Raw genomic sequence first — 25,327 nt, 5'->3', positions numbered from 1 at the left:
GCGGCCGCTTTTTCTTGCCAGCGTGCAGGGCAGGGCGCAGGATGGGTGCAGATGAGCGGGCGTTGACGGAGGAGGGGCGGATGATCTTCCGAGCCTTGGGAGTTTTGGGCGTGGTCTGTGGTGTCGCCACGGCATCGGTCGCGGCGGATATTGAAACCGACATGACCGAGCCGATGCGCGAGATGGGCTGCACTGTTCGGCTGACGGGGGAGATTGCCGAGGGTGATCTGGATCGTCTGCGATCTGTTCTGCAACAGAATTTCGGCGAAGGTATCCTGCCGGACCATCCCGATTTCCGCGAGATCGTCTTTCGCAACCTGTCGCCGGCGGTCGATTACGGCGATTTCTTCTTCACGCACCGGCTTTGTCTGAACAGTCCCGGCGGGTCGGTGGCCGAGGCCAAGAAGATCGTGCAGTACATGCGCGCCGACGCGCGGGCGGCCCTGGGCGGTGTGCCAACGGCGGTTGCGCGGGGAGACCGGTGCGAGGGGGCCTGTGCGCTGGTCTTTCTGGCCGGTCGGTTTCTGCGGTTCGAGAATACCCCGGCCTACGAGAACCGCCCGAACGCGTTATTGCATCCCGAGGGCGTCTTGGGGTTGCAGGCGCCTTTGCCGGTTCGGCCCGAGGGGAGCGTTGACGACAGCCAGCTTGCGGCGTGGGTTCAGGGCGCGGCGGATAGCGTCGCGTGGCTGACGCAAGCGGTGGCGGAGAAGACCCTTTTCCTGACCTCTGACGGGGTGGCGCAGATGATTGGTGCCGTCGCGCCCGGCATGGCCCGGGTCGAGACGGTCGGCGATGCCGTCCGTTGGGGTATCGAGGTGGAGCCGACGCAGCTGAGCTTTGGCGGCTACGACCCGGATCGCGAGACCTTTCTGAACGCGGTCTGCCGGAATGCCGCGCTTGGGCTTGGGGATGCGGCGGACCTGGAAGCCGGCCCGGAGAGCATGACGTTCGAGGCGGCGGGCGAGGATCATGTCGGTACGACTGGCGGTTTCGTCGACGCCTTGTCCGGCCGGGAATACAGCTGTCTTGTCGAGACGTTCTCGTGGCAGGATTTCAGCAGCCTGATGGACATGCGCGCCGGCGAGGGCAACCCGCATACCCGTGGGCTGGAGCTGACCCGCCTGCGATATGCCGGAACCGCGCCGCGGGTTATCTTTCGGGCGGTCGACCCCTGTCAGGATTGCGATCTGATGGCCGAGCTGCCCGATATCGCCGCTTATCCGCCCGACACGCCGTTGGCCGTATTGTCGCCGCCGGTGAACTAGCCCGGAGTGTCGTGAAACCGCCGCAGGGTGATGCCGGAGTCTTTCAGCGTTTGCCGGACGGTCCTGGCAATGTCGACCGCTTCGGCCGTATCGCCGTGCAGGCAGATCGTGTCGATGCGGGTTTCGATCCGCGTGTCGCTGGCGGTGATGATGGCGCCTTCGCGGATCATCTCGACCATGCGCTGCCCGGCGAGATCAGGGTCGTGGATAACGGCGCCGGGCTGGCTGCGGTCGACGAGGGTGGCGTCGTCGTTATAGGCGCGGTCGGCAAAGATTTCGTGCGCGATGGGGCAGCCGAGGGCGCGTGCGGCTTTCTCCTGTGCGGTGCCGGCCAGGACCATGACGATGAGGTCAGGCGCGACGGAGAGCGCGGCCTCGTAGCAGGCGCGGGCCATGGCCTCGTCTTCCGAGGCCATGTTGGCCATCGCCCCGTGCAGCTTGAGGTGCCGGAGGGTGCCGCCCGCTGCCCGCGCCATTCCCTCGGCCGCGGCGACCTGGTAGCGGACGAGGTTGGCGAGCGAGGCGGCGGGCATGTGCATCCGGCGGCGGCCGAAGCCCTGAAGGTCGGGGAAGCCGGGATGGGCGCCGAGGCCCACGCCGTTGGCGACTGCCCGTTTCATGGTTTCAGCCATGGTGTCCCAGTCGCCCGCGTGCAGGCCACAGGCGATGTTGGCCGAGGTCACGACATCCAGCAGCGCCGCATCGTTGCCCATGACCCAAGGGCCAAAGCTTTCGCCCATATCGGCGTTCAGATCGACGGTTCGTGTCATTGGCATGCTCCTTCAGGGTCAAGCTCGCGGCCCGCCGTCATGCCCGAGATGAGCTGGTAGGCCAAGAGGTTCGGGATGGTGGCCGGGTCGCGGATCAGGGGTTGGCGGCGCTTGGGCAGGTCGGCGACGGCCTGTGCCGCCTTGCGCTCGGCCTCGACCGCGTCTTCTAGGGTGACGAAGCGGAAGCTCAGCGGCGCGCCTGCCGGGGCTTGCGCGATGCGGGGCAGGTCGCAGGGCAGGACGGTCGCGATGCGGGGGTAGCCGCCGGTCGTCTGGCATTCGCTGAGCAGCACGTAGGGGGTGCCGTCGCCGATGATCTGGATGTCGCCGGGCATGATGACTTCCGAGACGATCTTGCGGCCGATCTCGGGGAGGAAGCCGTCGCCCTCCCATTTCAGTTGCACGCCCATGCGGTTGCCGCGGGTGTCGCGGGTGAAGGCGGTGTCCTCGAACCGGGTGCAGAGGTCTTGCGGGAAGGCGTCCGTGTGGATCGAGGGCAGGATGCGGATGGTGCCGCCGGCGAAGCGGCTGTCCTTGGGGAGCATCAGGCCGGTGGTGGTGCGGTCGTCGGGGCCGAGATCGATCCGGTTGCCGGCCTCGAGCGGGCCGCCGATGCCCGCGGCCAAATGAGCCGAATGGGCGCCGAGCCGTTCGGGCGGATGGACGCCGCCGCCGACATGGAGGTAGCCGTAGACGCCTTCGCTGGCCGAGCCGATGGTCAGGCGGGCCTGGGCGGGCAGGGTGTGGCTGGCGTTCCAGGCGATGCGGGTGCCGTCGATGGCGGCGGCCATCGGCGCGCCGGTGAGGGCGATGCTTGTGTCGCGGGTGGCTTCGAACTCGCCGCCCATGCCGGTCATTTCGATGGCGGTCAGGTCGGTCGATTGGCCGAGGAGTGCCGCGCCTTCGGCCAGCGCCAGCCGGTCGGCAGCGCCGCCGCGGGACAGGCCGAGGGCGAGGTAGCCGGGGCGGCCCATATCCTGCAGGGTCAGGCCCGGCCCGGCGCGGTGGATGGTCAGGGTGTCGGTCATGGCAGGTCTGACCGCTCGGCCCCGCCATGCGGGTCGTTTCGCATGTTCGAAAGGGTTTCGGCATCGATTTGGGTGAACTCCACCTCGTCGCCGGGGCGCAGCAGGAAGGGCTCGTCGGCCTCGGGCTGGAAGAGGCGCATGGCGGTCTGGCCGATATGTTGCCAGCCGGTGGGGGTGGCGACGGAGAAGAGCACCATTTGCCGGATGGCGACCGCAAGGGCGCCCTCGGGAATGCGGCTGGTGAGGGTGCTTTGGCGGGGAATGTCCCAAGCTTCGGGTAATTCGCCCAGGTAGGGCTGGCCGGGGGCGAAGCCGATGGTCTGGACGCGCACGCGGGACTGAGTGAAATCCTTGATGGCTTGTTCGGGGGTGAGGCCTGCGGCCTCTGCCGCCTGCTCAAGCTGTGGGCCGAGGTCGGTGCAGAACACGGCCGGGATGCGCCAGAGGCTGCGGCCGGCGGGCAGCGGCGCGTCGTACCAGTCGCGCTCTGCCAGCAGGGTGTCGAGCTTCTGTTTCAGCTCGGCATGGCCCAGGTGCAGCGGGTCGAAGCGCAGGTAGGTCGAGACGAGCGAGGTGGTACTCTCTTCCACCCCGTCCCAGCCTCGCTGTTCGATCTCGGAGCGGAAGGCCAGCGCGGCGCGGTTGGCCGGTTCGCTCAGGCTGTCGCCGAAGCTGACCAGCATGCCGTCGACCCCGGCGGTGCGGATGCGCGGGCCGGTGTCGGTGTTTGTATCGTCGATGGTCTCGGTCACATCTGCCCCGGCAGGAAGGTGACGATTTCGGGGAAGATGATGATCAGAATAATCGCCACGATCATCAGGCAGAAGAACGGCAGGGCCGCCACCGCGACGCTGAGGATGTCGCGGCCGGTGAGGGATTGCAGGACGAAGAGGTTGAAGCCCACCGGTGGGGTGATCTGCGACATCTCGACCACGATGACGAGGAAGATGCCGAACCAGAGCGGGTCGATCCCGGCCTCGAGCACCATTGGCATGATGACCGAGGCGGTGAGGACGACGACGGAAATGCCGTCGAGGAAGCAGCCGAGGATCACGAAGAAGATGGTGAGGGCGGCGAGCAGGGTGAAGGTCGACAGCTCCATCGAGCCGATCCATTCCGCCAGCGTGCGCGGGATGCCGGTAAAGCCCATCGCCACGGTCAGGAAGGAGGCGCCGGCGAGGATGAAGGCGATCATGCAGGAGGTGACCATCGCGCCCATCAGCCCGTCCTTGAAGGTCTGGAAGGTGAGGGAGCCGGAGCTCCACGACAGGATGAGGGCCAGCACGACCCCCACCGCCGCGGCGTCGGTGGGCGAGGCGAGGCCGGCATAGATCGACCCGATGACGCCGAGGATCAGCAGCAGCACGGGGATCAGCCGGCGAGAGCGGCGCAGGCGTTCGCGGAAGGGCACGTTCTCGGATTCATCCGGAAGGCGATGGCGGTTGAGCAGGGACCAGACGGCGAGGAAGCCCACGAAGAGCGCCACCAGCATCAGCCCCGGCAGGACGCCAGCCACGAAAAGCCGGGCGATGGATTGCTCGGTTGCGACGCCATAGACGATGAGGATGATCGAGGGCGGGATCAGGAGGCCCAGCGTGGCCGAGCCCGCCAGCGTGCCGATCACCATTTTCTCGGGGTAGCCGCGTTCCTTGAGTTCGGGGATGGAGAGCTTGCCGATGGTGGCCGCCGTGGCGGCGGAGGAGCCGGAGACCGCGGCGAAGATCCCGCAGGCGAAGACGTTGACGTGCAGAAGCTGGCCGGGAAGGCGGTTCATCCACGGGGCGAGGCCGGCGAACATATCCTCGGACAGGCGCGAGCGGAAGAGGATTTCGCCCATCCAGATGAAGAGCGGCAGGGCGGCGAGGGCCCAGTTGTTGCTGTGGCCCCACATGGTCGTGGCCATCACGAGGCCCAGGGGCGCGTTGGAGAAGAGCGCCATGGCCGCGATGCCGACGCCGAGAAGGGACAGCGCGACCCAGAGGCCCGCGCCGAGAAAGGCGAAGAGCAGGATCAGCAGGATGACGGAGAGCAGGGTGACGGTCATGGCTGGGCGATCCTATTCGTTGAGAAGGTTTTCGCCCTTGCCCTCCCACGAGGGCGGGCGGCCGCGCAGCAGGGCGACCAGTTCGTCGGCGAGCGCGATGGACAGGATGGCGAGGCCGAGGGCGACGGGGATCTGCGGGATCCAGAGGGGCACGGAGACCATGCCGGAGCTCTTGTCGCCGAATTCGTGCGATTCCAGCACCAGTTGGATCACGTACCATGTCGCGAAGGCCGTCATTGCGAGGGCTATGGCCGTGACCGCGATCTCGGTGACACGACGCGCGCCGTCGGGGAGGCGGCCGGTGATCAGCGTCACCCGGATATGCCCGCCCTCGCGCAGCGTGTAGGCGAGGCCGAGGAAGGTGGAGGCCGCGAGGAAGAAGCCGGTGAAGTCGGCATAGGAGGGGATTGTCAGGCCCACGCCCTTGCCGGCGATGGCGGCGGATATCTTGTCGGCGAGGTTGAGGCCGACCTGGGCGAAGACCAGCAGGGCGATGGCCATGATGAACAGGGCCGCCAGCCCGCCCGCCGCGCGGTACAGGGTATTCAGGATGGTCCTCATGGGCTCTCTCCTGTCAGGGGAAGGCCGGGCGCGGGGAGGCGCCCGGCAGGCCGGTGGCCGTTACTGCTGGTAGGCGTCGAGAAGCGCGGCACCGTCTTCGCCGGCTTCTTCCTTCCAGTTTTCGAGCATCTGCGCGCCGATCTCGCGCAGGCCGGTCATCAGCTCTTCCGAGGGTTCGACGATGGTGATGCCGTTTTCCTCGAGCACGGCGGTCTGGTCGTCGGTTTCCTTCTTGCTCATCTCCCAGCCGCGGGTTTCCGCTTCGGCGGCGGCGTCGAGCACGGCCTGCTGGGTTTCCTCGTCAAGCCGCTGGAATGAGCGCTTGTTCACGACGACGATGTTCTTCGGAATCCACGCCTGGATGTCGGTGTAATGCGACAGGAAATCCCATGCCTGCGAGTTGGCGCCGGTGGAGGGCGAGGTGATCATCGCCTCGACCCGGCCAGTGCTGAAGGCCTGCGGGATGTCGGGCACTTCCACCTGTGTGGGCGCGGCGCCGGCGAGGTTGGCGAACTCTTCCAGCGTGGCGTTGTAGGTGCGGAACTTCAGCCCGGCGAGATCTTCGACGGTGTTGATTTCCTTGGTGGTGTACAGCCCCTGCGGCGGCCACGGCACGGCGTAGAGCGGCATCAGGCCCTGTTCGTCGAGCAGCTTGGTTATGACGTCCTTCTGTGCATCCCAGAGCTTTTGCGCGTCGTCGTAGCTGGTGGCGAGGAAGGGCAGCGAGTCGGCGCCGAAGACGGCGTTGTCGTTGGCCAGCAGCGACAGGAAAAACTCGCCGATCGGCACCTGGCCGCTGCGGACGGCCTTGCTGATCTCGGGGTGTTTGAAGAGCGAGCCGGCGGAATGCACGGTGATCTCCAGCCCGCCATCGGTGGCCTCGGACACGTCGGAGGCGAACTCGCTGATGTTGACGGTGTGGAAGGTGGCATCCGGGTAGGGGGTCGGCATGTCCCATGTCTCGGCGCTGGCGGGCAGGGCAACGGCCGTTGCGAGGGCGGCTGCGCTGAATAGTCTGGTCAGTTTCATTCTGTATCTCCCTGATTGATTATGGCGTAAAGCTGACGTAACGTTGGTAAATTGTCAACGTTTTGTTATTTATGCGCATGACGATCAGGTGGGCCTTACCGGAATTCGTTGAAGGTCGGGGGCAAATCGACGCCGGGCGGCCGTTGGAGGGAGCCAGAGTTGTAATCGGCGTTTCGATATGAAAACATTAACAAAACGTAAGCGTTTTCAGTGGAAAGGGAGGGTCATGTCTTCAGGTGGTGACGCAGGTCGTCGGATCGTTTCGTCGCGGCATCTGGCCGAGGGCGAAGGGTGGGAGATGTCGGAATTCGAGTTCGGGCTGATCATCGCCTTCAACGCGTTTTCGAGGTGGATGACCCGGTGCATGTCGGCGGCAGGACAGGGCGATCTGAACCCGCTCGACATCCTGATTCTCCACAACGTGAACCATCGCGGGCGGGACAAGCGGCTGAGCGATATCGCCTTCCTTCTGAATATCGAGGATAATCACACCGTCAATTATTCGCTGCGGAAGTTGACGAAGCATGAATTGATCGATTCCGAGAAACGGGGGAAGGAAGTCTTCTACCGCGCTTCGGAAAAGGGCGAGAAACTGTGCGAGGCCTATCGTGACGTGCGGCGGCAATGCCTGCTGGGTGCCGGCGGGTCGGAGATGACCGGAGAGCAGTTTCGCGACCTGGCCCGGACATTGCGATCCTTGTCGGGGCAGTACGACCAGGCCAGTCGCGCGGCGGCGTCACTGTGAGCCGTCGAGGCTCATGAGCGGGCGGTAGAGGTCGGGGCGGCGGTCGCGGTAGACGCACCAGTAGTCGCGATGCATCGCCACCTCGTCGAGGTCGAAGCTGTGGGTCAGGACGGTTTCGGTCTCGCGGTCGGCCTCGGCCACCTTCTCGCCGAACTGGTCGGCGATGAAGGAGGAGCCGTAGAAGTTGATCTCGGTGCCGTTCAGCCCGGCCTCGGGGCCGATGCGGTTGGAGGCGATGAGCGGCATGATGTTGGCGGCGGCGTGGCCTTGTTGCGCCCGTTGCCAGTGTGCCGAGGAGTCCCAAAGGTCGTTGCCGACTTCCGAGCCGATGGCCGTGGGGTAGAAGAGCAGTTCGGCCCCCTGCAGCGCCATGGCGCGGGCGCATTCCGGGAACCACTGATCCCAGCAGATGCCCACGCCGATGCGGCCGAAGGCCGTGTTCCATACCTTGAAGCCGGTGTCGCCGGGGGAGAAGTAGAACTTTTCCTGGTAGCCGCCGCCATGCGGGATATGGGATTTGCGGTAGAGGCCAAGGTGGCTGCCGTCGGCGTCGATGATGGCGACGGAGTTGAAGCGGGCGTTTCCCGCGTGTTCGTAGAACGAGACGGGCAGGACGACGCCGAGTTCCTTTGCCAGCGACTGGAAATGCGCGAGCGTCGGGTGGCCTTGGACGGGTTTGGCCCGCTGGAAGTTGTCAGGGGTTTCATCCTGACAGAAATAGCGGCCTTCGAAGAGCTCCTGCAGAAGCACGATGTTGGCGCCGCGGCCGGCGGCCTCTCGGATCAGCTTTTCGCCGTTGGCGACGTTTTCGTCGAGGATGTCGGTACAGGCCATCTGGGTGGCGGCGACGGTGACATTGCGCATCGGGTCAGCCTTTCGTGGGGGCGGCATGCTTGGCCGGGTCGGTGGAGATATAGCACCGCGATTTGCGGTCTGTCACGGAAGGCCGCCGAGGGCCGCGGAAAGATCGCGGGCGGCCTGGATGACGGCATGGCTGAACTCGTCCGTCTTTTCTTCCGACACCCGGCTTGTCGGGCCCGAGACGGACAGGCCGGCCACCGCGCTTTGGCTGTGGTCGAAGACCGGGGCCGCGATACAGCGCATGCCCTCGTTGCGTTCCTCGGCGTCGATGGCGAAGCCCTGTGCCCGGATGGTGGCCAGTTCACGGGAGAGCGTTGCCGGGTCGGTGATGGTGTTGGGGGTGAAGGCCTGCATCGGGTGGTCGGCCAGGATGCGCGCAATTCGTTCCTCGGACATCTGGGCCAGAAGCACTTTGCCGATGCCCGAGGAATGCATTTCGGCGAGTGTGCCGGGCGGGAAGAAGGCCCGGATGGTGGCGTTGGTTTCGACCTGGCTGAGGAAGAGCACCTGTCCGTCCAGCTCGCGGCCGAGATTGGCGGTTTCGCCTGTTACCTCCATCAACCGACGCAGGATCGGGCGGGCGCGTTCGACGAGGCTGGTGCGGCGGAGGAAGCCGGCGCCGATGACGAAGGCCTGCGGGCCGATATGCCAGAGCTGTTCGGCGGGGTCGAATTCGACGAGGCCGCGGGTCTCGAGCGTGACGAGCACGCGGTAGACCGTGGCGGGGGATTGGTTCAGGTCGTCGGCCAGTTCGGTGAGCATCTTGCCCTGTGAGCGGCTGAGATGTTCGAAGACGAGCATCGCCCGGTCGAGCGACTTGATGGTGTTCTGTTCGGTCTTGTCGTCCCATCCGCGCGGCCGGCCGCGGGCGCGGCGGTTCTGGGGGTCGGGAGCGGTGTCGGACGGCATGCGATTCTCGTTTTGAAAAACTGCTTCGTATTGTGAAAAAGTGTAAGTATCCGATCAATATGGAATTTTCGGGCATCCCGGTTTTGTGAAAACCGATTTCAAAAAAATTTCCTTCTGTCGGTGGGGGCGATAGCTTCCCTTCACGCGATGGAGGAGCCCACGATGAACTTGCAGAACCCGGTTTTCATTCCCGGCCCGACGAACATTCCCGAGGCGCTGCGCAAGGCGTGCGACATGCCGACGATCGACCATCGGTCGGCGGTGTTCGGCGAGATATTGCACCCGTTGCGGGCGAAGCTGCGGGAGGTTCTGAAAAGCGAGAGCGCGGAGATTTTCCTCTTTCCCGCGACCGGGACCGGCGGATGGGAGACGGCGCTGACCAACACGCTGTCGCCCGGTGACAAGGTGCTGGCGGCGAGGAACGGGATGTTCTCGCATCGCTGGATCGACATGTGCCAGCGCCACGGGCTTGATGTGCACGTGGTCGAGGTGCCGTGGGGCGAGGGGATACCGGCCGAGCGGCTGGGGGGTATCCTTGCGGCGGATGCCGGGCACAGCTTCAAGGCGGTGCTGGCGACGCATAACGAGACGGCGACCGGGGTGCAGTCGGATATCGGGGCGCTGCGCCGGGCGATGGATGCGGCGGGGCACCCGGCGATGCTGTTTGTCGACGGGGTGTCTTCGATCGCGTCGATGGAGTTCCGGTTCGACGACTGGGGTGTCGACGTTGCCGTGACCGGCTCGCAGAAGGGGTTCATGCTGCCGGCCGGGCTGGCGATCACGGCCTTCAGCCCGAAGGCGGTGGCGGCGTCGGTGACGGCGGGGCTGCCGCGCACGTTTTTCGATATTCGCGACATGGACAAGGGGTATGCGCAGGGCGGGTATCCGTACACGCCGCCGGTGGGGCTGATCAACGGGCTGAACGCGGCCTGCGACATGCTGCTGGCGGAGGGGATGGAGGATGTCTTTGCCCGGCACGCGCGGATTGCCAATGGCGTTCGGGCGGCGGTTCGGGCGTGGGGGCTGGAGCTGTGCGCGGCGACGCCGGATGTGTGGTCGGACACGGTCAGCGCGATCCGGACTCCGCCGGGGGTGAACGCGACCGATATCGTGACCCATGCCGCCGATGCCTATGGCACCGCGTTCGGCACCGGGCTGGGCGAGGTGGCGGGCAAGGTGTTCCGGATCGGGCATTTGGGAAGTCTGACCGATGTCATGGCGCTGAGCGGGATTGCGACGGCCGAGATGTGCATGGCCGATCTGGGCATGAAGATCGAGCTGGGTTCGGGCGTGGCGGCGGCGCAGGAGGTGTACCGCGCGACCCATGCCCGCAAGCAGAAGGACGCCGCGTGATGAAGGATATTAACAAAACGTTAATCCCGGGGTTCGACGACATGCTGGCGGCGCATGAGCGGATCGCGCCGCATATTCATCGGACGCCCGTGTTGACATCTTCTTACCTCAACGACCTGACCGGGGCGGAGCTGTTCTTCAAGTGCGAGAATTTCCAGAAGGCCGGGGCGTTCAAGGTGCGGGGTGCGACGAACGCGGTGTTCGGGTTGCCGGAGGGTATGCTGGAGAAGGGCGTGTGCACGCATTCCTCGGGCAATCACGCGCTGTCGCTGAGCTATGCGGCGGGGCGGCGGGGTATTCCGTGCAACGTGGTCATGCCGCGCACGGCGCCGCAGGCCAAGAAGGATGCGGTGCGCGGTTATGGCGGGACGATCACCGAATGCGAGCCCTCGACCAGCAGCCGCGAGGCGGTGTTCGCCGAGGTGCAGGCGAAGACGGAGGGCGATTTCGTGCACCCCTATAACGACCCGCGGGTGATTGCCGGGCAGGGGACCTGTTCGCGCGAGTTGATGGAGCAGACAGACGGGCTCGACATGGTGGTGGCGCCGATTGGCGGGGGCGGGATGATTTCGGGCACCTGCCTGACGCTGTCGACGCTGGCGCCGGAGGTGCAGGTGATCGCGGCGGAGCCCGAGCAGGCCGATGACGCCTATCGCAGCTTCAAGGCGGGGCACATCATCGCCGACGACGCGCCGGAGACGGTGGCGGACGGGCTGAAGGTGCCGCTGAAGGAGCTGACATGGCATTTCGTGTCGACCCACGTGACGGACATCCTGACGGCTTCGGAAGAGGAGATCGTCGACGCGATGAAGCTGACATGGACGCGGATGAAGATCGTGATGGAGGCGAGCTGTGCGGTGCCGCTGGCCACGATTTTGAAGAACAAGGACCGGTTCGCGGGCAAGCGGGTGGGCGTGATCATCACCGGCGGGAACGTTGATTTGGACAAGCTGCCGTGGATGGCGGGCTGAAGCCCGCCCTACGGGACATACGACGATTGGCCGGGCCTTTGCCCCGGCCCTCTGCCTGAAGGGAGAAGAGACATGAAAGACATGACCAATCTCGATGATTTCGACGTGGGGTTCGACATTCCGGCCAAGCCGGGGATGGGCGAGGCGGAGATTCAGACGCCGTGTTTGATGCTCGACCTCGACGCGCTGGAGCGGAACATCCGCAAGATGGGGGATTATGCCAAGGCGCACGGGATGCGGCACCGGGTGCATGGGAAGATGCACAAGTCGGTGGACGTGGCGAAGCTGCAGATCGAGCTGGGCGGGGCCTGTGGGGTGTGTTGTCAGAAGGTGAGCGAGGCGGAGGTGTTTGTCCGGGCCGGTATCAAGGATGTGCTGGTGTCGAACCAGGTGCGCGATGCGGCCAAGATCTACCGGCTGGCGCGGATGCCGAAGCTGGGGGCGCGGGTGCTGTGCTGTGTGGATGATGTGGCCAACGTGGGTGATCTGTCGAAGGCGGCGGAAGCGCATGGGACGCAGATCGAGTGCCTGGTCGAGATCGACTGTGGCGCCGGGCGTTGCGGGGTGACGACGACGCCGGAGGTGGTGGAGATTGCGACGGCGATCGACGCGGCGCCGGGGCTGAGATTTGCAGGCATTCAGGCGTACCAGGGGGCGATGCAGCATCTGGACGCCTACGAGGACCGGAAGGCCAAGATCGATGTTGCCGTCGCGATGGTGAAAGACGCGGTGGAGGCGCTGAAGGCCGAAGGGCTGGGGTGCGATATCGTCGGCGGGGGCGGCACGGGCTCGTATTATTTCGAGAGCGCGTCGGGGGTCTATAACGAACTGCAATGCGGGTCGTATGCGTTCATGGATGCGGATTACGGGCGGATCCTTGACGAAAAAGGCGAGCGGATCGACCGGGGGGAGTGGGAGAACGCGCTGTTCCTGCTGACCAGCGTGATGAGCCATGCCAAGCCCGACAAGGCGATTGTCGATGCCGGGTTGAAGGCGCAGTCGGTGGATAGCGGTTTGCCGGTGGTCTTCGGGCGGGATGACGTGGAATACGTGAAGTGCTCGGATGAGCATGGGGTGGTGGCCGACCCCGGCGGCGTGCTTTTCGTCAATGACAAGCTGAAGCTGGTGCCGGGGCACTGTGACCCGACCTGCAACGTGCATGACTGGTACGTGGGCGTGCGGGGCGGCAAGGTCGAGGTGGTCTGGCCGGTTTCGGCCCGCGGTTTCGCGTATTGAGCGGGGGCCGGGGATGATCATCGTACCGGAGCGGGAGATTGCCGACCTGATGACGCGGGAGGCCGCGTTCGAGGCGGTCGAGCGGGTGTTCGCGGCGATGGCGGCGGGGGAGGCCTATAACTTTCCCGTCGTGCGCGAGGCGATCGGGCATGAGGATGCGCTCTATGGCTTCAAGGGCGGGTTCGACCGGTCGGGGCTGACGCTGGGGCTGAAGGCCGGGGGGTATTGGCCGCATAATCTGGCAAAGCGGGGGGTGATCAATCACCAGTCGACGGTGGTGCTGTTCGATGCGGATACCGGCCGGGTCCATGCGATGGTGGGCGGCAACCTGTTGACGGCGTTGAGGACGGCGGCGGCATCGGCGGTGTCGATCCGGTACCTGGCGCGGGAGGATGCGCGGGTGTTGGGGATGATCGGCGCGGGGCACCAGGCGGCGTTCCAGTTGCGGGCGGCGCTGGAGCAGCGGCGGTTCGAGAAGGTGATCGGGTGGAACCTGAATCCGGAGATGTTGCCGAACCTGGAGAAGGTGGCGGAGGAGGCGGGGGTGCCGTTCGAGGCGGTCGAGTTGGGGGGCATGCGGGAGGCGGATGTGATCATCTCGATCACGTCGTCTTTCGAGGCCATTCTCGGGGCGGATCAGGTCTCGCCCGGCACGCATGTGGCCTGCATGGGGACGGATACGAAGGGCAAGCAGGAGGTGGCGCCGGGGTTGCTGGCCCGGGCGGTGGTGTTCACCGACGAGGTGGCGCAATCGGTGTCGATCGGCGAGGCGCAGCATGCGGTGGCGATGGGGCTGATCGGCGAGGGGGATGTTCAGCAGCTGGGGGCGGTCATCAACGGGGCGCATCCGGGGCGGCGGAGTGCGGAGGAGATCACGCTGTTCGATGGCACGGGCGTGGGGTTGCAGGATCTGGCGGTGGCGTCTCGGGTGGTGGAGCTGGCGCAGGAAGCGGGGCGGGCTGTGATGGTGGATTTTTGAGAGGGTGGCTGAGCCGACGGTGTACGTGACCACTGGAGATGTTGGCGCTACCTGAGTGAAGCGGACGTTGACACTTAACTGGAAACTGCCATCCATGAGGCATGGATATCCATGCTATCTTCGATGAAAACTATTCCGGTCCACTGGTCGAGGCGGCATGGATCGTCGAAAGCGCGGCCAACCGAGAGTGGTTTGCGGCGGCGAAGGGTCAACTTCATCCTGACAGCGCGATTTTTTCGCTGGACCGATATCGTTCGGTCGAAACTGCGCTGTGCCACGTGGTTTGGGGGATCGAGGGGCATTTCCCACAGTGGCGGAGGATAATCGTTCTCGGTCTGGCGTCCACCTTTCCGGTGCCCGCGGAACTAGAGCGGGAAGGGCGCTGGGAGAAGCGGACGGACGGGTTCGTTCTGTATCGAACTTGAGCGTCGGTTGAGTTTGCATCGTGCAAAACGAAATTACCCCCGCAGTTTCCTGCGAGGGTAACGTCGGTGACATGCCAGGTCGTGAGATGGATCACTCCATCGAGCAGTCCTTGGCGTAGCTGTCTTCCATGGCTTCCTCGATCACGCTTTCGGAGACGGCGATGTAGTTGCCGTCCTCGTCGGCCTCGACCGTGGCGAGGTACATCGCCTGGATCGGGTGCTGGTTGGTGTTGAATTTGAACTCGCCGCGGACGGAGGCGAAATCGGCCTCGCGCAGGGCGGCGCGGAAGGCGTCGGTGTCGTCGACGTCGTCGACCTTGGCCGCGGCGCTGTCGATCAGGCGGACGGCGTCATAGGCCATGGCGGCGAAGTCGGACGGGGGCGAGTCGTACTTGGCGCGGAAGGCCTCGACGAATTCCTGGTTGGCGTCGTTGGGCAGGTCGATCGTCCATTGGGCGGCGCTTTTCAGGCCCAGCCCGGCCTCGCCGATGGCGTTGAGGGCGGCGCCGTTGAAGTAGGTGAAGGCGCTGTAGAGCGGGGTGTCGTCCTTGAGGCCGGCCTGCGCGTATTGCTTGACCCACTGGATGCCGAGCCCGCCGGGGTAGAAGACGAAGACGGCGTCGGGGTCGGCGGATTTCACCTGGGTCAGCTCGGCGGAGAAGTCGGTCTGTTCCAGCGGCGTGTAGATCTCGCCCACGATCTCGCCCGTGTAGGTGCGCTTGAAGCCTTCGAGAAGGTCGCGGCCGGCCTGGTAGTTGGGGGCGAGGATGAAGGCGGAGCCGACGCCCTCGGCCGAGAGGTGGGTGCCGATGGCCTCGGCGAGCTGGTCGTTCTGGAAGGGCACGGCGAAATAGTTGGGGTCGCACTTGTCGCCCGCGAGCGGCGCGGGGGCCGGGTTGGGGCTGAGGACGATCTTGCCGGCGCGGGTGATGGGGCGGTGGATGGCCATCATCACGTTCGAGAAGGACGAGCCGATGACCACGTCGACATCGTCAGAGCGGGTCAGCTTTTCAGCGGCTTCCTTGCCGACATCGGGCTTGCGCTGGTCGTCCTCGTAGATGAATTCGGCCGCCTTGCCGCCGAGCTTGCCATCGAGCATTTCGAGGGCGAGGTCGGCGCCCTTCTGCATCTCCTGGCCGAGCACCGAGCCGGGGCCGGAGAGCGACAGGATCAGGCCGACCTTGACCTTGCCTTCTTCGGCAAGGGCGGGGGGGACGAGGCTGCTGGCGGCGAGTGCCGAGACAGCCAGGAGTTTGGTGATTTTGGTCTTCATGGTGTCATACTCCCTATGTTGAGTTCTTTTTTATTCACACTGTATATTAATTTTGCCGCGCGCGCAATGCTGCGATGCGGCAGGCGCGCGGCGGCCCGGTCAGGCCGCCGTTCCGAAGCCTCCGCCGCCCGGGGTTTCCATGAGGAAGACGTCGCCCGGGCCAACGTTGACCATATCGTTACCGCTTAGTTCCTCGACGGTGCCATTTGCGCGGCGGATCGCGTTGCGTCCGCAGGCGCCGGGCCCGCCCCCTTCGGCGCCGCGCGGCGGCACCTTGCGGTGCGAGGTCAGAACGGTTGCCGTCATCGGTTCGAGGAAGCGGACCTCGCGCCGGATGCCGTCGCCGCCGCGATGCTGGCCCGTGCCGCCAGAGCCGCGGCGGATCGAGAATTCCTCGATCCGGACGGGGAAGCGCCATTCCAGCACCTCGGGGTCTGTCATACGAGTGTTAGTCATGTGTGAATGCACCGCGTCGGCGCCATCGAAGCCGGGGCCCGCGCCGGTGCCGCCGCAGATGGTTTCGTAGTTCTGGTAGGCGTCGTTGCCCCAGACGAAGTTGTTCATCGTGCCCTGCGAGCCCGCGATCACCCCGAGCGCGCCGTAGAGCGCATCGGCGATGGACTGGCTGACCTCGGTGTTCCCGGCGATGACGGCGGCGGGGTAGACCGGGTTGATGAAGGTGCCCTCGGGGATGATCAGGTTGAGGGGTTTGAGGCAGCCTTCGTTGAGGGGGATGTCGCTGCCCACGAGTGTGCGGAAGACGTAGAGCGCCACCGCGCGGCAGATCGAGAGGGGGGCGTTGTAGTTGCCCTTGTCCTGTTTGCTGGTGCCGGTGAAGTCGATGGTGGCGGTGCGGTTGTCGCGGTCGACGGTGATCTGCACCTCGATCTTCGCGCCGCTGTCCATCTCGTAGGTGTTGCGGCCGTCGCGCAGGCGGTCGATGACGCGGCGCACGCTTTCTTCTGCGTTGTCCTGCACGTGACGCATGTAGGCCTGCACGACGCCGGTGCCGAATTGCGAGAGCATCCGGCGGACCTCGCGGGCGCCGGTTTCGTTGGCGGCCATCTGGGCGAGCAGGTCGGCGATGTTGTTGTCGACGTTGCGGCAGGGGTAGGGGCCGGAGGCGAGCAGGGCACGCGTTTCAGCCTCGAGGAAGCGGCCCTGATCGACCATCTTGAAGTCGTCGATCAGCACGCCTTCCTCGTCGATATGGGTGCTGTCGGGGGGCGCGCTGCCGGGGGTGCGGCCGCCGATATCGGCGTGGTGGCCGCGGGAGCCGACGTAAAACAGGATCTCGGTGCCCGCCGCGTCGAAGACCGGGGTGATCACGGTGACGTCGGGCAGGTGGGTGCCGCCGTTGAAGGGCGCGTTGAGGACGAAGACGTCGCCCGCCTTCATCTTGCCGGCGTTCTCGCGGATCACGGTGCGGACGGATTCGCCCATGGAGCCCAGGTGCACCGGCACGTGGGGCGCGTTGGCGACGAGCCCGCCATCGGGGTCGAAGAGGGCGCAGGAGAAGTCGAGCCGTTCCTTGATGTTGACGGAATAGGCGGTCTTGGCGAGCGTCGCGCCCATCTGTTCGGCGATGGACATGAAGAGGTTGTTGAAGACCTCGAGCATGACAGGGTCGGCCTCTTTCCCGATATCTTCCATGCCCTTGCGGGGCACGGCGCGGTCGAGGACGAGGTTTTCGAAGGCGTCGACATGGGCGCGCCAGCCGGGTTCGACGATGACGGTGCCGGTGGCCTCGCGGATGATGGCGGGGCCGTCGACGGACTGGCCGCGGTCGAGGGTTTCCCGGTCGTAGAGCGGGGTTTGCGCGGCCTGCCCGTTGGCCACCATGTCGACCGTGTCGATGGGCGCGGGCGTGCCCTGGTCGGGGCGGGAGGCGCAGTCGGGCAGGTCGGGCTGGGCGCCGATGGTTTCGACGGTGAGGGCCTCGAAATACACCTCGCGCTCGGGGTCGGCGAAGCCATAGAGCTGGCGGTGGGCGGTCTCGAAGGTGTCGCGCATCTCGGCCTCGGGGCCGAAGGTCACCTCGAGCGTCTGGTGCGAGCCGGCGTAGCGCAGCAGCGCGCGGGTGACGCGGGTGATGTCGTCTTTCGCGCTGCCCTGTTCGGTGAGCTCGGCCTCGGCCTCGGTTGCCATGCGGTCGGCGAGGGTTTGGGCCTCGGAACAGGAGGCGGCGGAGAGCGGCTTGTCGAACTGGCTTTGCCGCATGGCGCGGATCTCGGCGAGGCCCATGCCGTAGGCCGAGAGCACGCCCGAGAAGGGGTGCAGGAAGACCTTGGACATGCCGAGCGCGTCGGCCACGAGGCAGGCGTGCTGCCCGCCCGCGCCGCCGAAGCAGTTGAGGGTGTAGGTGGTCACGTCATAGCCGCGCTCGACGCTGATCTTCTTGATGGCGCGGGCCATGTTTTCGACGGCGATACGCAGGAAGCCCTCGGCGATGTCTTCGAGCGGCATCTTCGGGTTGCCGGTCTCCTGCGCGATCTGGAGGGCCAGCGCGTCGAACTTTTCGCGGACGATTGCGGTGTCGAGCGGTTCGTTGGCGTCTGGGCCGAAGACGCGGGGGAAGTGGCCGGGCTGGAGCTTGCCGAGGAGGACGTTGCAGTCGGTCACAGTGAGGGGGCCGCCGCGGCGGTAGCAGGCGGGGCCGGGGTTGGCGCCGGCGCTTTCGGGGCCGACCTGGAAGCGGCCGTCGCGGAAGGAGAGGATCGAGCCGCCGCCCGCCGCGACGGTGTGGATGTTCATCATCGGCGCGCGCATGCGGACGCCGGCGACTTCCGTCTCGAGGCTGCGTTCGAAGCTGCCGGCGTAGTGGCAGACATCCGTTGACGTGCCGCCCATGTCAAAGCCGATCAGCTTGTCATGGCCTGCATGTTCGGCGGTCTTGACCATGCCCACGACGCCGCCGGCGGGGCCGGAGAGGATGGCGTCTTTCCCCTGGAAAAGCGCCGCGTCGGTGAGGCCACCGCTCGATTGCATGAAGAGCAGGCGCTTGCGGTCGTTGCCGTCGGCGCCGGCGTCGAGCGCTTCGCGGACCTGTTCGACATAGCGGCGCAGGATCGGGCTGAGATAGGCGTCGACGACGGTGGTGTCGCCGCGGCTGACCAGCTTCATCAGCGGCGAGGTGCCGTTGCTGGTGGAGATCTGGGTGAAGCCCACATCGGCCGCGATCTCGGCGGTGCGGTTCTCGTGCGCGGGGGTCTTGTAGCCGTGCATGAAGGCGATGGCGACGGCGCGGATGCCGTCATCATGGGCCTGCTGGAGGGCGGTGCGGACGGCGGTTTCGTCGAGGGGTTCGAGGATCTCGCCCGACGCGTCGAGGCGTTCGGGGATTTCGACGCTGCGCTCGAAGAGCATTTCGGGGAGCTGGATATCGAGGTCGAAGATGCGGGGACGGTTCTGGTAGCCGATGCGGAGAAGGTCGCCGAAGCCCTTGGTGATCAGCAGCAGCGTGCGGTCGCCCTTGCGTTCGAGGAGGGCGTTGGTGGCGACGGTGGTGCCCATCTTGACCGAGTCGATGACGCCCTGGGGAATCGGTTCGCCCGGGGCGAGGCCGAGGAAATCGCGGATGCCCTGAACGGCGGCGTCCTTGTAGTTCTCGGGGTTTTCCGAAAGCAGCTTGCGGGTTTCAAGCGTGCCGTCGGGGCGTTTGGCAACGATATCGGTGAAGGTGCCGCCACGGTCGACCCAGAACTGCCACATCATCGAACTCTCCGGTCTTTATTCCTGAATGCCCACGGCGCGGGCGCCGGTGGGTGGATATAAATATACAGATTGTATAAAAATAGTAAACCGTGAAAATGCAGGGTGGAGGGCCGTAGGATTTTTCCTTGACGGACGCCGGGGGCCGTGGCACGTTTAATAAAATACTAAACGTATAAAAAGGAGAGCGCGATGCGCGGCTTTCTTATCGAAGAGTACGGTGCGCCAACGTCTCACCGGATACACGACCTGCCCGATCTGAGCCCGGGTGTGAACGAAGTGTTAATCGAGAACCACGCCATCGGACTCAATTTCCCCGATGCTCTCATGGTGCAGGGAAAGTATCAGAAACGTCCTAACCCACCGTTCGGTCCGGGGCGCGATTGCGCGGGGGTCGTCAAGGCGGTGGGCGAGGGCGTCACCGACTTCAAGCCGGGCGATCCGGTGGTGGCGCAGGTGTTTACCGGGGCGTTTTCCGAACAGGTGATCGCGCCGCTGTCGCGCGTGTTTCACCGGCCCGAGGCAGTGTCGGCCATCGATGCGGCCGGCGCCATCACGGTGTTCAATACGGCCTATGTGGCGGTGTCGATCCGCGCGGGTGTCAAGAAAGGCGACCGGGTGGTTGTGACCGGCGCGGCGGGCGGTGTTGGCTTGGCCGCTGTTCAGCTGGCCCATGCGCTGGGCGCCGAGGTTCTGGGCGTCGTGTCGTCCGAAGAGAAGGCGAAGCTGGTGCGCGAGGGCGGCGGCGACGCGCTGATCGTGACCGAGCGCGAGGAAGAGCCGCTCAAGCAGATCTTCAAGGACAAGGTGCGGACACATTGGGGCGACGACACCGGCGCCGACGTGGTGATCGACACCGTGGGCGGGGCGATGTTCATCGCCGGTCTTCGGTGTTTGGGGTTCGCCGGGCGGCTGGTGGTCGTGGGCTTTGCCAGCGGGTCGATCGAGTCGGCCAAGGCGAATTACCTGCTTTACAACAACCTGTCGGTGATGGGCGCGCCGCTGGATATTCATTTCGATCACGCGCTCGAGGAGATGCGGGCGGGCACCGAATGGTGGCTGGGTCTGCTGGCCGAGGGCAAGGTGAAGGCGAATGTCAGCGAGGTGCTGCCGTTCGGTCAGTTGATGCAAGGCTTGCAGGACATTCTTGACCGCAAGGTGGCGGGCAAGCTGGCCGTGGATGTGACCACGGGATGAGTTTAGCGGCCCCCTCTGACGCTGCTGCGGACGGGTTCGTGCCGTTCCGTGACGATGACAGCCTGTTGGCGTTCATCGGCGAGATCGGTGTGCGGCATGACGACGGGGCGGTGTGTTTCGAGGTGCGGCTGAAAGAGGGCGCGCTGAACCCGCTGGGCATATTGCATGGCGGCGCGCTGGCCTCGCTTTTCGACGTGGCGATGTACGAGGTCGCCAGGACGGGCGGCGAGGCGGTGACGGTGTCGCAGGAGACGAAGTTCCTGTCGGCCATCCGGGCCGATGCGCCGCTTTACGTGGACGCCGAGGCGCTGCGGGCGGGGCGGAGAACGGTGTTCTGCACCGCGCGCGCCACGCAGGGCGACAGGCTGTGCGGCCATGCCACGGCACAATTCGCCCGGCTGGGCGACAAGGGGACCTGACCCCCGAAACCCCGCGCCACATGTGCGCCAGACAAGGAGACGCCGGCAAATGGCCAGCCTTTTCGCGGAACAGCTTCTGAACGGCATACAGCTTGGGATCCTGCTGTTCCTGATCGCGGCGGGGCTGACGCTGATCTTCGGGGTGATGGATTTCATCAACCTCAGCCACGGGTCGCTGTTCATGATGGGGGCGTATTTCTCGGTTCTGTTCCAGGCGTTGACGGGGAGTTTCTTCCTGTCGGTGGGGCTGGCGGCGATCGCGGTGTTCGGGCTGGGGATGCTGCTGGAGGTGCTGTTGGTGCGCAATCTCTATGCGCGAAGTCACCTCGACCATGTGCTTGTGACCTATGGTCTGATCCTGATCGCGAACGAGTCGGTGATCCTGATCTGGGGGAGCGTGCCGATCTTTTCCGGCGTGCCGGACGCGCTGGCGGGGCAGATCCCGCTGCCATTCGGGATCGACTACCCGGCCTACCGGATGCTGGTGATCGCGGTGGGGGGCCTTGTGGGGCTGGGGCTGTTCCTGCTGATCCAGAAGACGCGGGTGGGCATGCTGGTCAGGGCCGGGGCGACGAACCGGGTGATGGTGTCGATCCTGGGTGTGAATATCTCGCTGCTCTACGCATTGGTCTTTGCGCTGGGCGCGTTGCTGGCGGGGCTGGCGGGCGCGATGGCCGGGCCGATCCTGTCGGTGCAGCCGGGGATGGGCGAGGCGGTGCTGATCCTCTCGTTCGTTGTGGTGGTGATCGGCGGGCTGGGCTCGATCAGGGGCGCGCTTCTGGCGGCGATGATCGTGGGGCTGATCGACACGATGGGCCGGGCGTTCCTGCGCGATATCCTGAGCGCGTTCTTCTCGCCGCAGGTGGCGGGCGAGGCGGGGCCGGCGCTGGCCTCGATGCTGGTTTACATCCTGATGGCTCTGATCCTGTTCTTCCGTCCCGAGGGGTTGTTGCCCCTGCAAAGGAGGCATTGAGATGGTCGGTTCCTATCGCATGATCGAGGGGGTCGTGGTGCTGGCCGCGATGGTGGCGGCGGGGCCGGTGGTGGCGCTGCTGTCGGGCGATGTCTACCAGCTGGCGGTGTTCGAGCGGGCTCTGATCTACGCGGTGGCGGCGGCGAGCCTCAACATGATCCTGGGCTTCGGGGGGATGGTGAGCTTTGGCCATGCCGTCTACCTCGGCATCGGGTGCTATGCGACGGGGATATTGGCGAATGCCGATATCCTGCCGATCTGGATCCAGTTGCCGGTGGTGATGGCGGCCTCGGCCCTGGTGGCGCTGTTCATCGGGCTGATCGTGCTGCGGACGTCGGGTGTGTACTTCATCATGATCACGCTCGCGCTGGCGCAGATCTTCTATTACCTCGCGGTCAGTTCCTCCTATTTCGGGGGCGATGACGGCATGGTGATCTACGAGCGCACCACGCTTCTCTGGGGTTATGACCCGTTCGACAGCTGGCATTTCTACTTCTTCGTGGCGGGGATCACGGTGCTGTGCATCCTGCTGGTCAACCACCTCGTGCGGTCGGATTTCGGGCGGCGGCTGGTGGCGTGCCGGGAGAACCCGACACGGGCGACGGCGCTGGGGTTCAACGTGTTCGCCGTGCGGCTGGTGGGGTTCGTTCTGGCCGGTGTGATCTGTGGCATTGCCGGGTTCCTGCTGGCCAACCAAGCGGAGTTCGCGACGCCGGGCTATGCGAGTTGGCAGCGGTCGGGCGAGTTGCTGGTGATCGTGATCCTCGGCGGCGTGGGCACGCGGTTCGGGCCGGTCTACGGGGCGTTCGCCTTTGTCCTGCTGGAGAGTGTTCTGGCCGGGTACACGACGCATTGGCCGATATTGTTCGGGCCGTTCCTGATCTGTGTCGTGATGTTCTTTCACAAGGGTCTGGCGGGGCTTGTCGATCGCCTGATCCCGGGCCGGGCGAGGGCGGGATGAGCCATATTCTGAAACTCGAGGATATCTCCGTCAGCTTCGGGGGGATCCATGCCTTGCAGGGGGTGAACCTGCAGCTGGATCACGGGTCGATCCACGCGCTGATCGGGCCGAACGGGGCGGGGAAAACGACGCTGGTGAGTGTGCTGTCGGGTGAGTTGCGGCCCAATGGTGGAGTGGTGCATTTCGACGGGCGGAACGTGAATGGGTTGTCGACCCATGAACGGGCGCGGCTGGGGCTGACGCGGACTTACCAGATTACCGCGCTGTTTCAGCATATCGCGGTGTGGGAGAACATCCTGCTGAGCCTGAAGGCGCGGGATACGCCCAAGGTATCGGTGATGCAGCTTCTGCGGGCCCATGCGGAGCGGCATTATGCCGGCGAGCTGGCCGAGGTGCTGAAGGATTTCGGGCTGGAGGAGAAGGCGGGTGCGCTGCCTTCGGCGCTGAGCCATGGCGACCGGCGGCGGCTGGAGCTGGCGATGGCGATCATTTCCAACCCGTCGATATTGCTGCTCGACGAGCCGCTGGCCGGGCTTTCCACCTCGGACGCGGCGGAGCTGGTGGCCCTTATTCGCAAGCGTCTGAAGGGCGATGTGCCGATATTGCTGATCGAGCATGACATGGATGCGGTGTTCGACCTGGCGGACGAGATCACCGTGCTGGTGGATGGAAGGGTGCTGATGACCGGGACGCCGGAGGAGGTGCGCAACTCGGCCGAGGTGCAGGCGGCCTACCTGTCGGAAGAGGACGATTTTTGATGCTGCAATTCCGCGATGTCTGCGCCAGTTACGAGGACAGCCAGATCCTGTTCGACCTCAGTTTCGAGGTGGAGGAGGGGTCGGTGACGACGTTGCTGGGCAAGAACGGGATGGGCAAGACGACGACCATCCGCACGCTCTTTGGCCTGACCGACCGGATCGGCGGGGATATCTACCTGGAAGGCGACCGGATCAACGGGGTGCCGACGCATGAGATCGCCAAAAGGGGCGTGGCGCTGGTGCCCGAGGGGCGGCAGGTGTTCCCGACGCTGACGGTGATGGAGAACCTGCTGGCGACCGCGCGGAACGGGTGCGACGGGCTGGAGGAAGTGTTTGATTTGTTTCCCAGATTGGCGGAGCGGAAGGGCTCGTTCGGGAACCTGTTGTCGGGGGGTGAACAGCAGATGCTGGCGATCGGCCGGGCGCTGCTGACGCAGCCGCGGTTCCTGATCCTCGACGAGGCGACGGAGGGGCTGGCGCCCGCCGTGCGGCGCGAGATCTGGGGGGCCCTGAAGCGGCTGAAGGACCGGAACCTGACGATCCTGGTGATCGACAAGAGCCTGAAGCCGCTGTGCAAGCTGGGGGACCGGCATCACGTGATCCGCAAGGGCGAGATCGCCTGGACCGGGCCGTCGGAGGTTCTGGCGGATGCAGACTCCGAGGCGCGGCGGCATCTGAGTTTGTGAGGGTTAACCGGTGGGGGCGCGTTGGCGGCACGAATCATGGTTAAATGGCTGATTTTCATGAGAAACCCAATGTCGGTATAACGTCGGTATTTTGTCGGTATCGCGTCGGTGTTTTTTACCGAGGACGGCCGGGTTCATGTGGCGTTCGGTGGGGGGTGGGGCGAGATGTTGTGGCGGGCGCAACGGGGGTCGGTTGGGCTGTTCCTTGCATTGCGCGTCGCCGGGGGTACTGTTCCGGCATGAGTGACGACGTCATGAGGCAGTTTCCCAAGCGGGCAAGGGCGATACTCGGGGCGCTCGATGCGAGCGCGATGGGGTATGTGCTTCCGATGCTGGATCACGGGTATCTCTACCTGGCTGCGACGCGGATGTCCCTGTTCCGGTCGGAGCAACATTGGGCGGTGGTGTTCGAGGTCTTCGGGTTCTCGCCGAGAGTGGGCGTGCCCGACCTTTCGGTGACCACGATTGACGGTGAAATCGATGCGCCGGCTTGGTCGGCGGATGACAGGCATGGCCGGCATCGGAAGGTGCAGACATTCCGACCCGTTCCGGACGGCGACTGGATCGACGTGGAAGACCCCGAAACGGTGGCCGCCGAGGGGCGTTTGGTCGTGCGGGGGCGCGAAATACCTTTGCCGGAGCAGGGCGCCTATGCCGCGGCGGGGATCGACCTGTTGGAGGCCCGTCCCCTTGTCTTTGAGTTGTGCCGATACCTTTCGGCCATGCACCGGGAAGAGGTGCTGGCCACAGGGGCCGAGCGGCGGGGGAATATCGCGGCGGACATGGCACAGGTCATGGTGCTCGATGACTGGCACCATCCGGACCTTGCCGGTGGAGAATTGCCGGGCGATACGGAGACCTTTCGGCAGCTTGCGGAGGTTCTGGCGACCGGTGATGCGTCGATCTACACTGCGCCGGAGACCGGGAATACCCATTGGCGAAACTGGCCGGAGGGGGGACGTCTTTAGAATTTTGTGTGGGGGCCGTTTGGCGGGGGCGTCAGCGGCGTGACGAGGCACGTCGGAGGCAGGGCGCTGAGACGCGCATCGCTGGGCCGCGGGGCGGCGATCCGACGGGGGTGGCCTGCCGCTTTATGCTTGCCAAGTACATCCTTCCTAAGAAAGTCGCGCTGGCCTCCCCAAATCGCCGGTCCGTCGGGGCGGCCCAGCG

General features: G+C 65.4%; 24 protein-coding genes. 14 read left to right on the top strand and 10 right to left on the bottom strand.

What is annotated here, in order from left to right; all coding sequences use genetic code 11:
• The first annotated feature begins 41 nt into the window (after positions 1 to 41).
• On the top strand, positions 42 to 1,268 hold the full coding sequence (locus RIdsm_RS21285) for a hypothetical protein (RefSeq protein ID WP_143100457.1): 1,227 nt from the start codon (positions 42 to 44) through the stop codon (positions 1,266 to 1,268).
• Here the strand turns inward: RIdsm_RS21285 and RIdsm_RS21280 are convergent.
• The 6 genes from RIdsm_RS21280 to RIdsm_RS21255 form a co-directional block, all read right to left on the bottom strand.
• Positions 1,265 to 2,038, bottom strand: a complete 774-nt coding sequence (locus tag RIdsm_RS21280; RefSeq protein ID WP_057818341.1) for a LamB/YcsF family protein — start codon at positions 2,036 to 2,038, stop codon at positions 1,265 to 1,267. The genes RIdsm_RS21285 and RIdsm_RS21280 overlap by 4 nt on opposite strands.
• Complete coding sequence (locus RIdsm_RS21275; RefSeq protein WP_057818343.1) at positions 2,035 to 3,066, bottom strand: 5-oxoprolinase subunit C family protein; 1,032 nt, start codon at positions 3,064 to 3,066, stop codon at positions 2,035 to 2,037. The genes RIdsm_RS21280 and RIdsm_RS21275 overlap by 4 nt, the downstream gene beginning before the upstream one ends.
• On the bottom strand, positions 3,063 to 3,749 hold the full coding sequence (locus RIdsm_RS21270) for a 5-oxoprolinase subunit B family protein (RefSeq protein ID WP_143100473.1): 687 nt from the start codon (positions 3,747 to 3,749) through the stop codon (positions 3,063 to 3,065). Before RIdsm_RS21270 ends, RIdsm_RS21275 begins: the two co-directional genes overlap by 4 nt.
• A 65-nt stretch (positions 3,750 to 3,814) precedes the next feature.
• Positions 3,815 to 5,110, bottom strand: a complete 1,296-nt coding sequence (locus RIdsm_RS21265) for a TRAP transporter large permease (RefSeq protein WP_057818345.1) — start codon at positions 5,108 to 5,110, stop codon at positions 3,815 to 3,817.
• A 12-nt stretch (positions 5,111 to 5,122) separates the two neighbouring features.
• On the bottom strand, positions 5,123 to 5,671 hold the full coding sequence (locus RIdsm_RS21260) for a TRAP transporter small permease (protein WP_057818347.1): 549 nt from the start codon (positions 5,669 to 5,671) through the stop codon (positions 5,123 to 5,125).
• Between the two features lie 60 nt (positions 5,672 to 5,731).
• Positions 5,732 to 6,700 carry a TRAP transporter substrate-binding protein gene (locus RIdsm_RS21255; protein WP_057818349.1) on the bottom strand — a complete coding sequence of 323 codons (969 nt, stop codon included), beginning with the start codon at positions 6,698 to 6,700 and terminating at the stop codon, positions 5,732 to 5,734.
• Between the two features lie 226 nt (positions 6,701 to 6,926).
• Between RIdsm_RS21255 and RIdsm_RS21250 the strand changes: the two genes are divergently transcribed.
• Positions 6,927 to 7,445: a winged helix DNA-binding protein gene (locus tag RIdsm_RS21250; RefSeq protein WP_057818351.1), complete on the top strand. Its 519-nt coding sequence runs from the start codon at positions 6,927 to 6,929 to the stop codon at positions 7,443 to 7,445.
• Here the strand turns inward: RIdsm_RS21250 and aguB are convergent.
• Both aguB and bhcR read right to left on the bottom strand, forming a co-directional pair.
• A complete protein-coding gene (gene aguB, locus RIdsm_RS21245) occupies positions 7,437 to 8,309 on the bottom strand; it encodes an N-carbamoylputrescine amidase (RefSeq protein WP_057818353.1) in 873 nt (290 codons plus the stop codon). The two genes, RIdsm_RS21250 and aguB, sit on opposite strands and share 9 nt — an antisense overlap.
• Before the next feature lie 72 nt (positions 8,310 to 8,381).
• Complete coding sequence (bhcR, locus tag RIdsm_RS21240; protein ID WP_057818355.1) at positions 8,382 to 9,215, bottom strand: HTH-type transcriptional regulator BhcR; 834 nt, start codon at positions 9,213 to 9,215, stop codon at positions 8,382 to 8,384.
• A gap of 162 nt (positions 9,216 to 9,377) precedes the next feature.
• Between bhcR and bhcA the strand changes: the two genes are divergently transcribed.
• The 5 genes from bhcA to RIdsm_RS21215 all read left to right on the top strand — a co-directional run bounded on the left by bhcA (position 9,378) and on the right by RIdsm_RS21215 (position 14,179).
• On the top strand, positions 9,378 to 10,568 hold the full coding sequence (bhcA, locus tag RIdsm_RS21235) for an L-aspartate--glyoxylate aminotransferase BhcA (RefSeq protein WP_057818357.1): 1,191 nt from the start codon (positions 9,378 to 9,380) through the stop codon (positions 10,566 to 10,568).
• Positions 10,568 to 11,539, top strand: a complete 972-nt coding sequence (bhcB, locus tag RIdsm_RS21230) for a beta-hydroxyaspartate dehydratase BhcB (protein WP_057818359.1) — start codon at positions 10,568 to 10,570, stop codon at positions 11,537 to 11,539. The genes bhcA and bhcB overlap by 1 nt, the downstream gene beginning before the upstream one ends.
• A 72-nt stretch (positions 11,540 to 11,611) precedes the next feature.
• Positions 11,612 to 12,775 carry a 3-hydroxy-D-aspartate aldolase BhcC gene (bhcC, locus tag RIdsm_RS21225; RefSeq protein ID WP_057818361.1) on the top strand — a complete coding sequence of 388 codons (1,164 nt, stop codon included), beginning with the start codon at positions 11,612 to 11,614 and terminating at the stop codon, positions 12,773 to 12,775.
• A 13-nt stretch (positions 12,776 to 12,788) separates the two neighbouring features.
• A complete protein-coding gene (gene bhcD / locus RIdsm_RS21220) occupies positions 12,789 to 13,754 on the top strand; it encodes an iminosuccinate reductase BhcD (RefSeq protein WP_057818363.1) in 966 nt (321 codons plus the stop codon).
• Between the two features lie 101 nt (positions 13,755 to 13,855).
• Positions 13,856 to 14,179 (top strand): hypothetical protein, encoded by a 324-nt coding sequence (locus RIdsm_RS21215; RefSeq protein ID WP_057818365.1) that lies wholly within the window; start codon positions 13,856 to 13,858, stop codon positions 14,177 to 14,179.
• A 91-nt stretch (positions 14,180 to 14,270) separates the two neighbouring features.
• Here RIdsm_RS21215 and RIdsm_RS21210 read toward each other — a convergent pair whose 3' ends face one another.
• A complete protein-coding gene (locus RIdsm_RS21210; RefSeq protein ID WP_057818367.1) occupies positions 14,271 to 15,452 on the bottom strand; it encodes an ABC transporter substrate-binding protein in 1,182 nt (393 codons plus the stop codon).
• Between the two features lie 99 nt (positions 15,453 to 15,551).
• Complete coding sequence (locus tag RIdsm_RS21205) at positions 15,552 to 19,163, bottom strand: hydantoinase B/oxoprolinase family protein (protein ID WP_057818482.1); 3,612 nt, start codon at positions 19,161 to 19,163, stop codon at positions 15,552 to 15,554.
• A 192-nt stretch (positions 19,164 to 19,355) separates the two neighbouring features.
• On the opposite strand from RIdsm_RS21205, the gene RIdsm_RS21200 reads away from it, so the two are divergent.
• The 7 genes from RIdsm_RS21200 to RIdsm_RS21170 all read left to right on the top strand — a co-directional run bounded on the left by RIdsm_RS21200 (position 19,356) and on the right by RIdsm_RS21170 (position 25,125).
• Positions 19,356 to 20,360 carry an NADPH:quinone oxidoreductase family protein gene (locus tag RIdsm_RS21200; RefSeq protein WP_057818369.1) on the top strand — a complete coding sequence of 335 codons (1,005 nt, stop codon included), beginning with the start codon at positions 19,356 to 19,358 and terminating at the stop codon, positions 20,358 to 20,360.
• Complete coding sequence (locus RIdsm_RS21195; protein WP_082647456.1) at positions 20,357 to 20,779, top strand: PaaI family thioesterase; 423 nt, start codon at positions 20,357 to 20,359, stop codon at positions 20,777 to 20,779. The genes RIdsm_RS21200 and RIdsm_RS21195 overlap by 4 nt, the downstream gene beginning before the upstream one ends.
• 49 nt (positions 20,780 to 20,828) lie before the next feature.
• Positions 20,829 to 21,752 carry a branched-chain amino acid ABC transporter permease gene (locus RIdsm_RS21190; RefSeq protein ID WP_057818373.1) on the top strand — a complete coding sequence of 308 codons (924 nt, stop codon included), beginning with the start codon at positions 20,829 to 20,831 and terminating at the stop codon, positions 21,750 to 21,752.
• A 1-nt stretch (position 21,753) separates the two neighbouring features.
• The gene (locus RIdsm_RS21185) at positions 21,754 to 22,713 is read left to right on the top strand and encodes a branched-chain amino acid ABC transporter permease (RefSeq protein WP_057818375.1); all 960 of its coding nucleotides are present in this window, start codon (positions 21,754 to 21,756) and stop codon (positions 22,711 to 22,713) included.
• A complete protein-coding gene (locus RIdsm_RS21180) occupies positions 22,710 to 23,471 on the top strand; it encodes an ABC transporter ATP-binding protein (RefSeq protein ID WP_057818377.1) in 762 nt (253 codons plus the stop codon). Before RIdsm_RS21185 ends, RIdsm_RS21180 begins: the two co-directional genes overlap by 4 nt.
• Entirely contained in the window at positions 23,471 to 24,157 is a 687-nt protein-coding gene (locus tag RIdsm_RS21175; RefSeq protein ID WP_057818379.1) for an ABC transporter ATP-binding protein, read from the top strand. The genes RIdsm_RS21180 and RIdsm_RS21175 overlap by 1 nt, the downstream gene beginning before the upstream one ends.
• A gap of 239 nt (positions 24,158 to 24,396) precedes the next feature.
• Positions 24,397 to 25,125, top strand: a complete 729-nt coding sequence (locus RIdsm_RS21170) for a DUF7003 family protein (RefSeq protein ID WP_143100458.1) — start codon at positions 24,397 to 24,399, stop codon at positions 25,123 to 25,125.
• Positions 25,126 to 25,327 lie beyond the last annotated feature (202 nt).

Source organism: Roseovarius indicus (genome assembly GCF_008728195.1).
GTDB classification, from domain to species: domain Bacteria; phylum Pseudomonadota; class Alphaproteobacteria; order Rhodobacterales; family Rhodobacteraceae; genus Roseovarius; species Roseovarius indicus.
This window is presented reverse-complemented; position numbering and strand designations above follow the sequence as displayed.

Bases quoted from the DNA above. Each gene is read 5' to 3' on its own strand.
- RIdsm_RS21285 (WP_143100457.1), top strand. From the start codon at position 42: ATGGGTGCAGATGAGCGGGCGTTGACGGAGGAGGGGCGGATGATCTTC.
- RIdsm_RS21280 (WP_057818341.1), bottom strand. From the start codon at position 2,038: ATGACACGAACCGTCGATCTGAACGCCGATATGGGCGAAAGCTTTGGC.
- RIdsm_RS21275 (WP_057818343.1), bottom strand. From the start codon at position 3,066: ATGACCGACACCCTGACCATCCACCGCGCCGGGCCGGGCCTGACCCTG.
- RIdsm_RS21270 (WP_143100473.1), bottom strand. From the start codon at position 3,749: ATGCTGGTCAGCTTCGGCGACAGCCTGAGCGAACCGGCCAACCGCGCC.
- RIdsm_RS21265 (WP_057818345.1), bottom strand. From the start codon at position 5,110: ATGACCGTCACCCTGCTCTCCGTCATCCTGCTGATCCTGCTCTTCGCC.
- RIdsm_RS21260 (WP_057818347.1), bottom strand. From the start codon at position 5,671: ATGAGGACCATCCTGAATACCCTGTACCGCGCGGCGGGCGGGCTGGCG.
- RIdsm_RS21255 (WP_057818349.1), bottom strand. From the start codon at position 6,700: ATGAAACTGACCAGACTATTCAGCGCAGCCGCCCTCGCAACGGCCGTT.
- RIdsm_RS21250 (WP_057818351.1), top strand. From the start codon at position 6,927: ATGTCTTCAGGTGGTGACGCAGGTCGTCGGATCGTTTCGTCGCGGCAT.
- aguB (WP_057818353.1), bottom strand. From the start codon at position 8,309: ATGCGCAATGTCACCGTCGCCGCCACCCAGATGGCCTGTACCGACATC.
- bhcR (WP_057818355.1), bottom strand. From the start codon at position 9,215: ATGCCGTCCGACACCGCTCCCGACCCCCAGAACCGCCGCGCCCGCGGC.
- bhcA (WP_057818357.1), top strand. From the start codon at position 9,378: ATGAACTTGCAGAACCCGGTTTTCATTCCCGGCCCGACGAACATTCCC.
- bhcB (WP_057818359.1), top strand. From the start codon at position 10,568: ATGAAGGATATTAACAAAACGTTAATCCCGGGGTTCGACGACATGCTG.
- bhcC (WP_057818361.1), top strand. From the start codon at position 11,612: ATGAAAGACATGACCAATCTCGATGATTTCGACGTGGGGTTCGACATT.
- bhcD (WP_057818363.1), top strand. From the start codon at position 12,789: ATGATCATCGTACCGGAGCGGGAGATTGCCGACCTGATGACGCGGGAG.
- RIdsm_RS21215 (WP_057818365.1), top strand. From the start codon at position 13,856: ATGGATATCCATGCTATCTTCGATGAAAACTATTCCGGTCCACTGGTC.
- RIdsm_RS21210 (WP_057818367.1), bottom strand. From the start codon at position 15,452: ATGAAGACCAAAATCACCAAACTCCTGGCTGTCTCGGCACTCGCCGCC.
- RIdsm_RS21205 (WP_057818482.1), bottom strand. From the start codon at position 19,163: ATGTGGCAGTTCTGGGTCGACCGTGGCGGCACCTTCACCGATATCGTT.
- RIdsm_RS21200 (WP_057818369.1), top strand. From the start codon at position 19,356: ATGCGCGGCTTTCTTATCGAAGAGTACGGTGCGCCAACGTCTCACCGG.
- RIdsm_RS21195 (WP_082647456.1), top strand. From the start codon at position 20,357: ATGAGTTTAGCGGCCCCCTCTGACGCTGCTGCGGACGGGTTCGTGCCG.
- RIdsm_RS21190 (WP_057818373.1), top strand. From the start codon at position 20,829: ATGGCCAGCCTTTTCGCGGAACAGCTTCTGAACGGCATACAGCTTGGG.
- RIdsm_RS21185 (WP_057818375.1), top strand. From the start codon at position 21,754: ATGGTCGGTTCCTATCGCATGATCGAGGGGGTCGTGGTGCTGGCCGCG.
- RIdsm_RS21180 (WP_057818377.1), top strand. From the start codon at position 22,710: ATGAGCCATATTCTGAAACTCGAGGATATCTCCGTCAGCTTCGGGGGG.
- RIdsm_RS21175 (WP_057818379.1), top strand. From the start codon at position 23,471: ATGCTGCAATTCCGCGATGTCTGCGCCAGTTACGAGGACAGCCAGATC.
- RIdsm_RS21170 (WP_143100458.1), top strand. From the start codon at position 24,397: ATGAGTGACGACGTCATGAGGCAGTTTCCCAAGCGGGCAAGGGCGATA.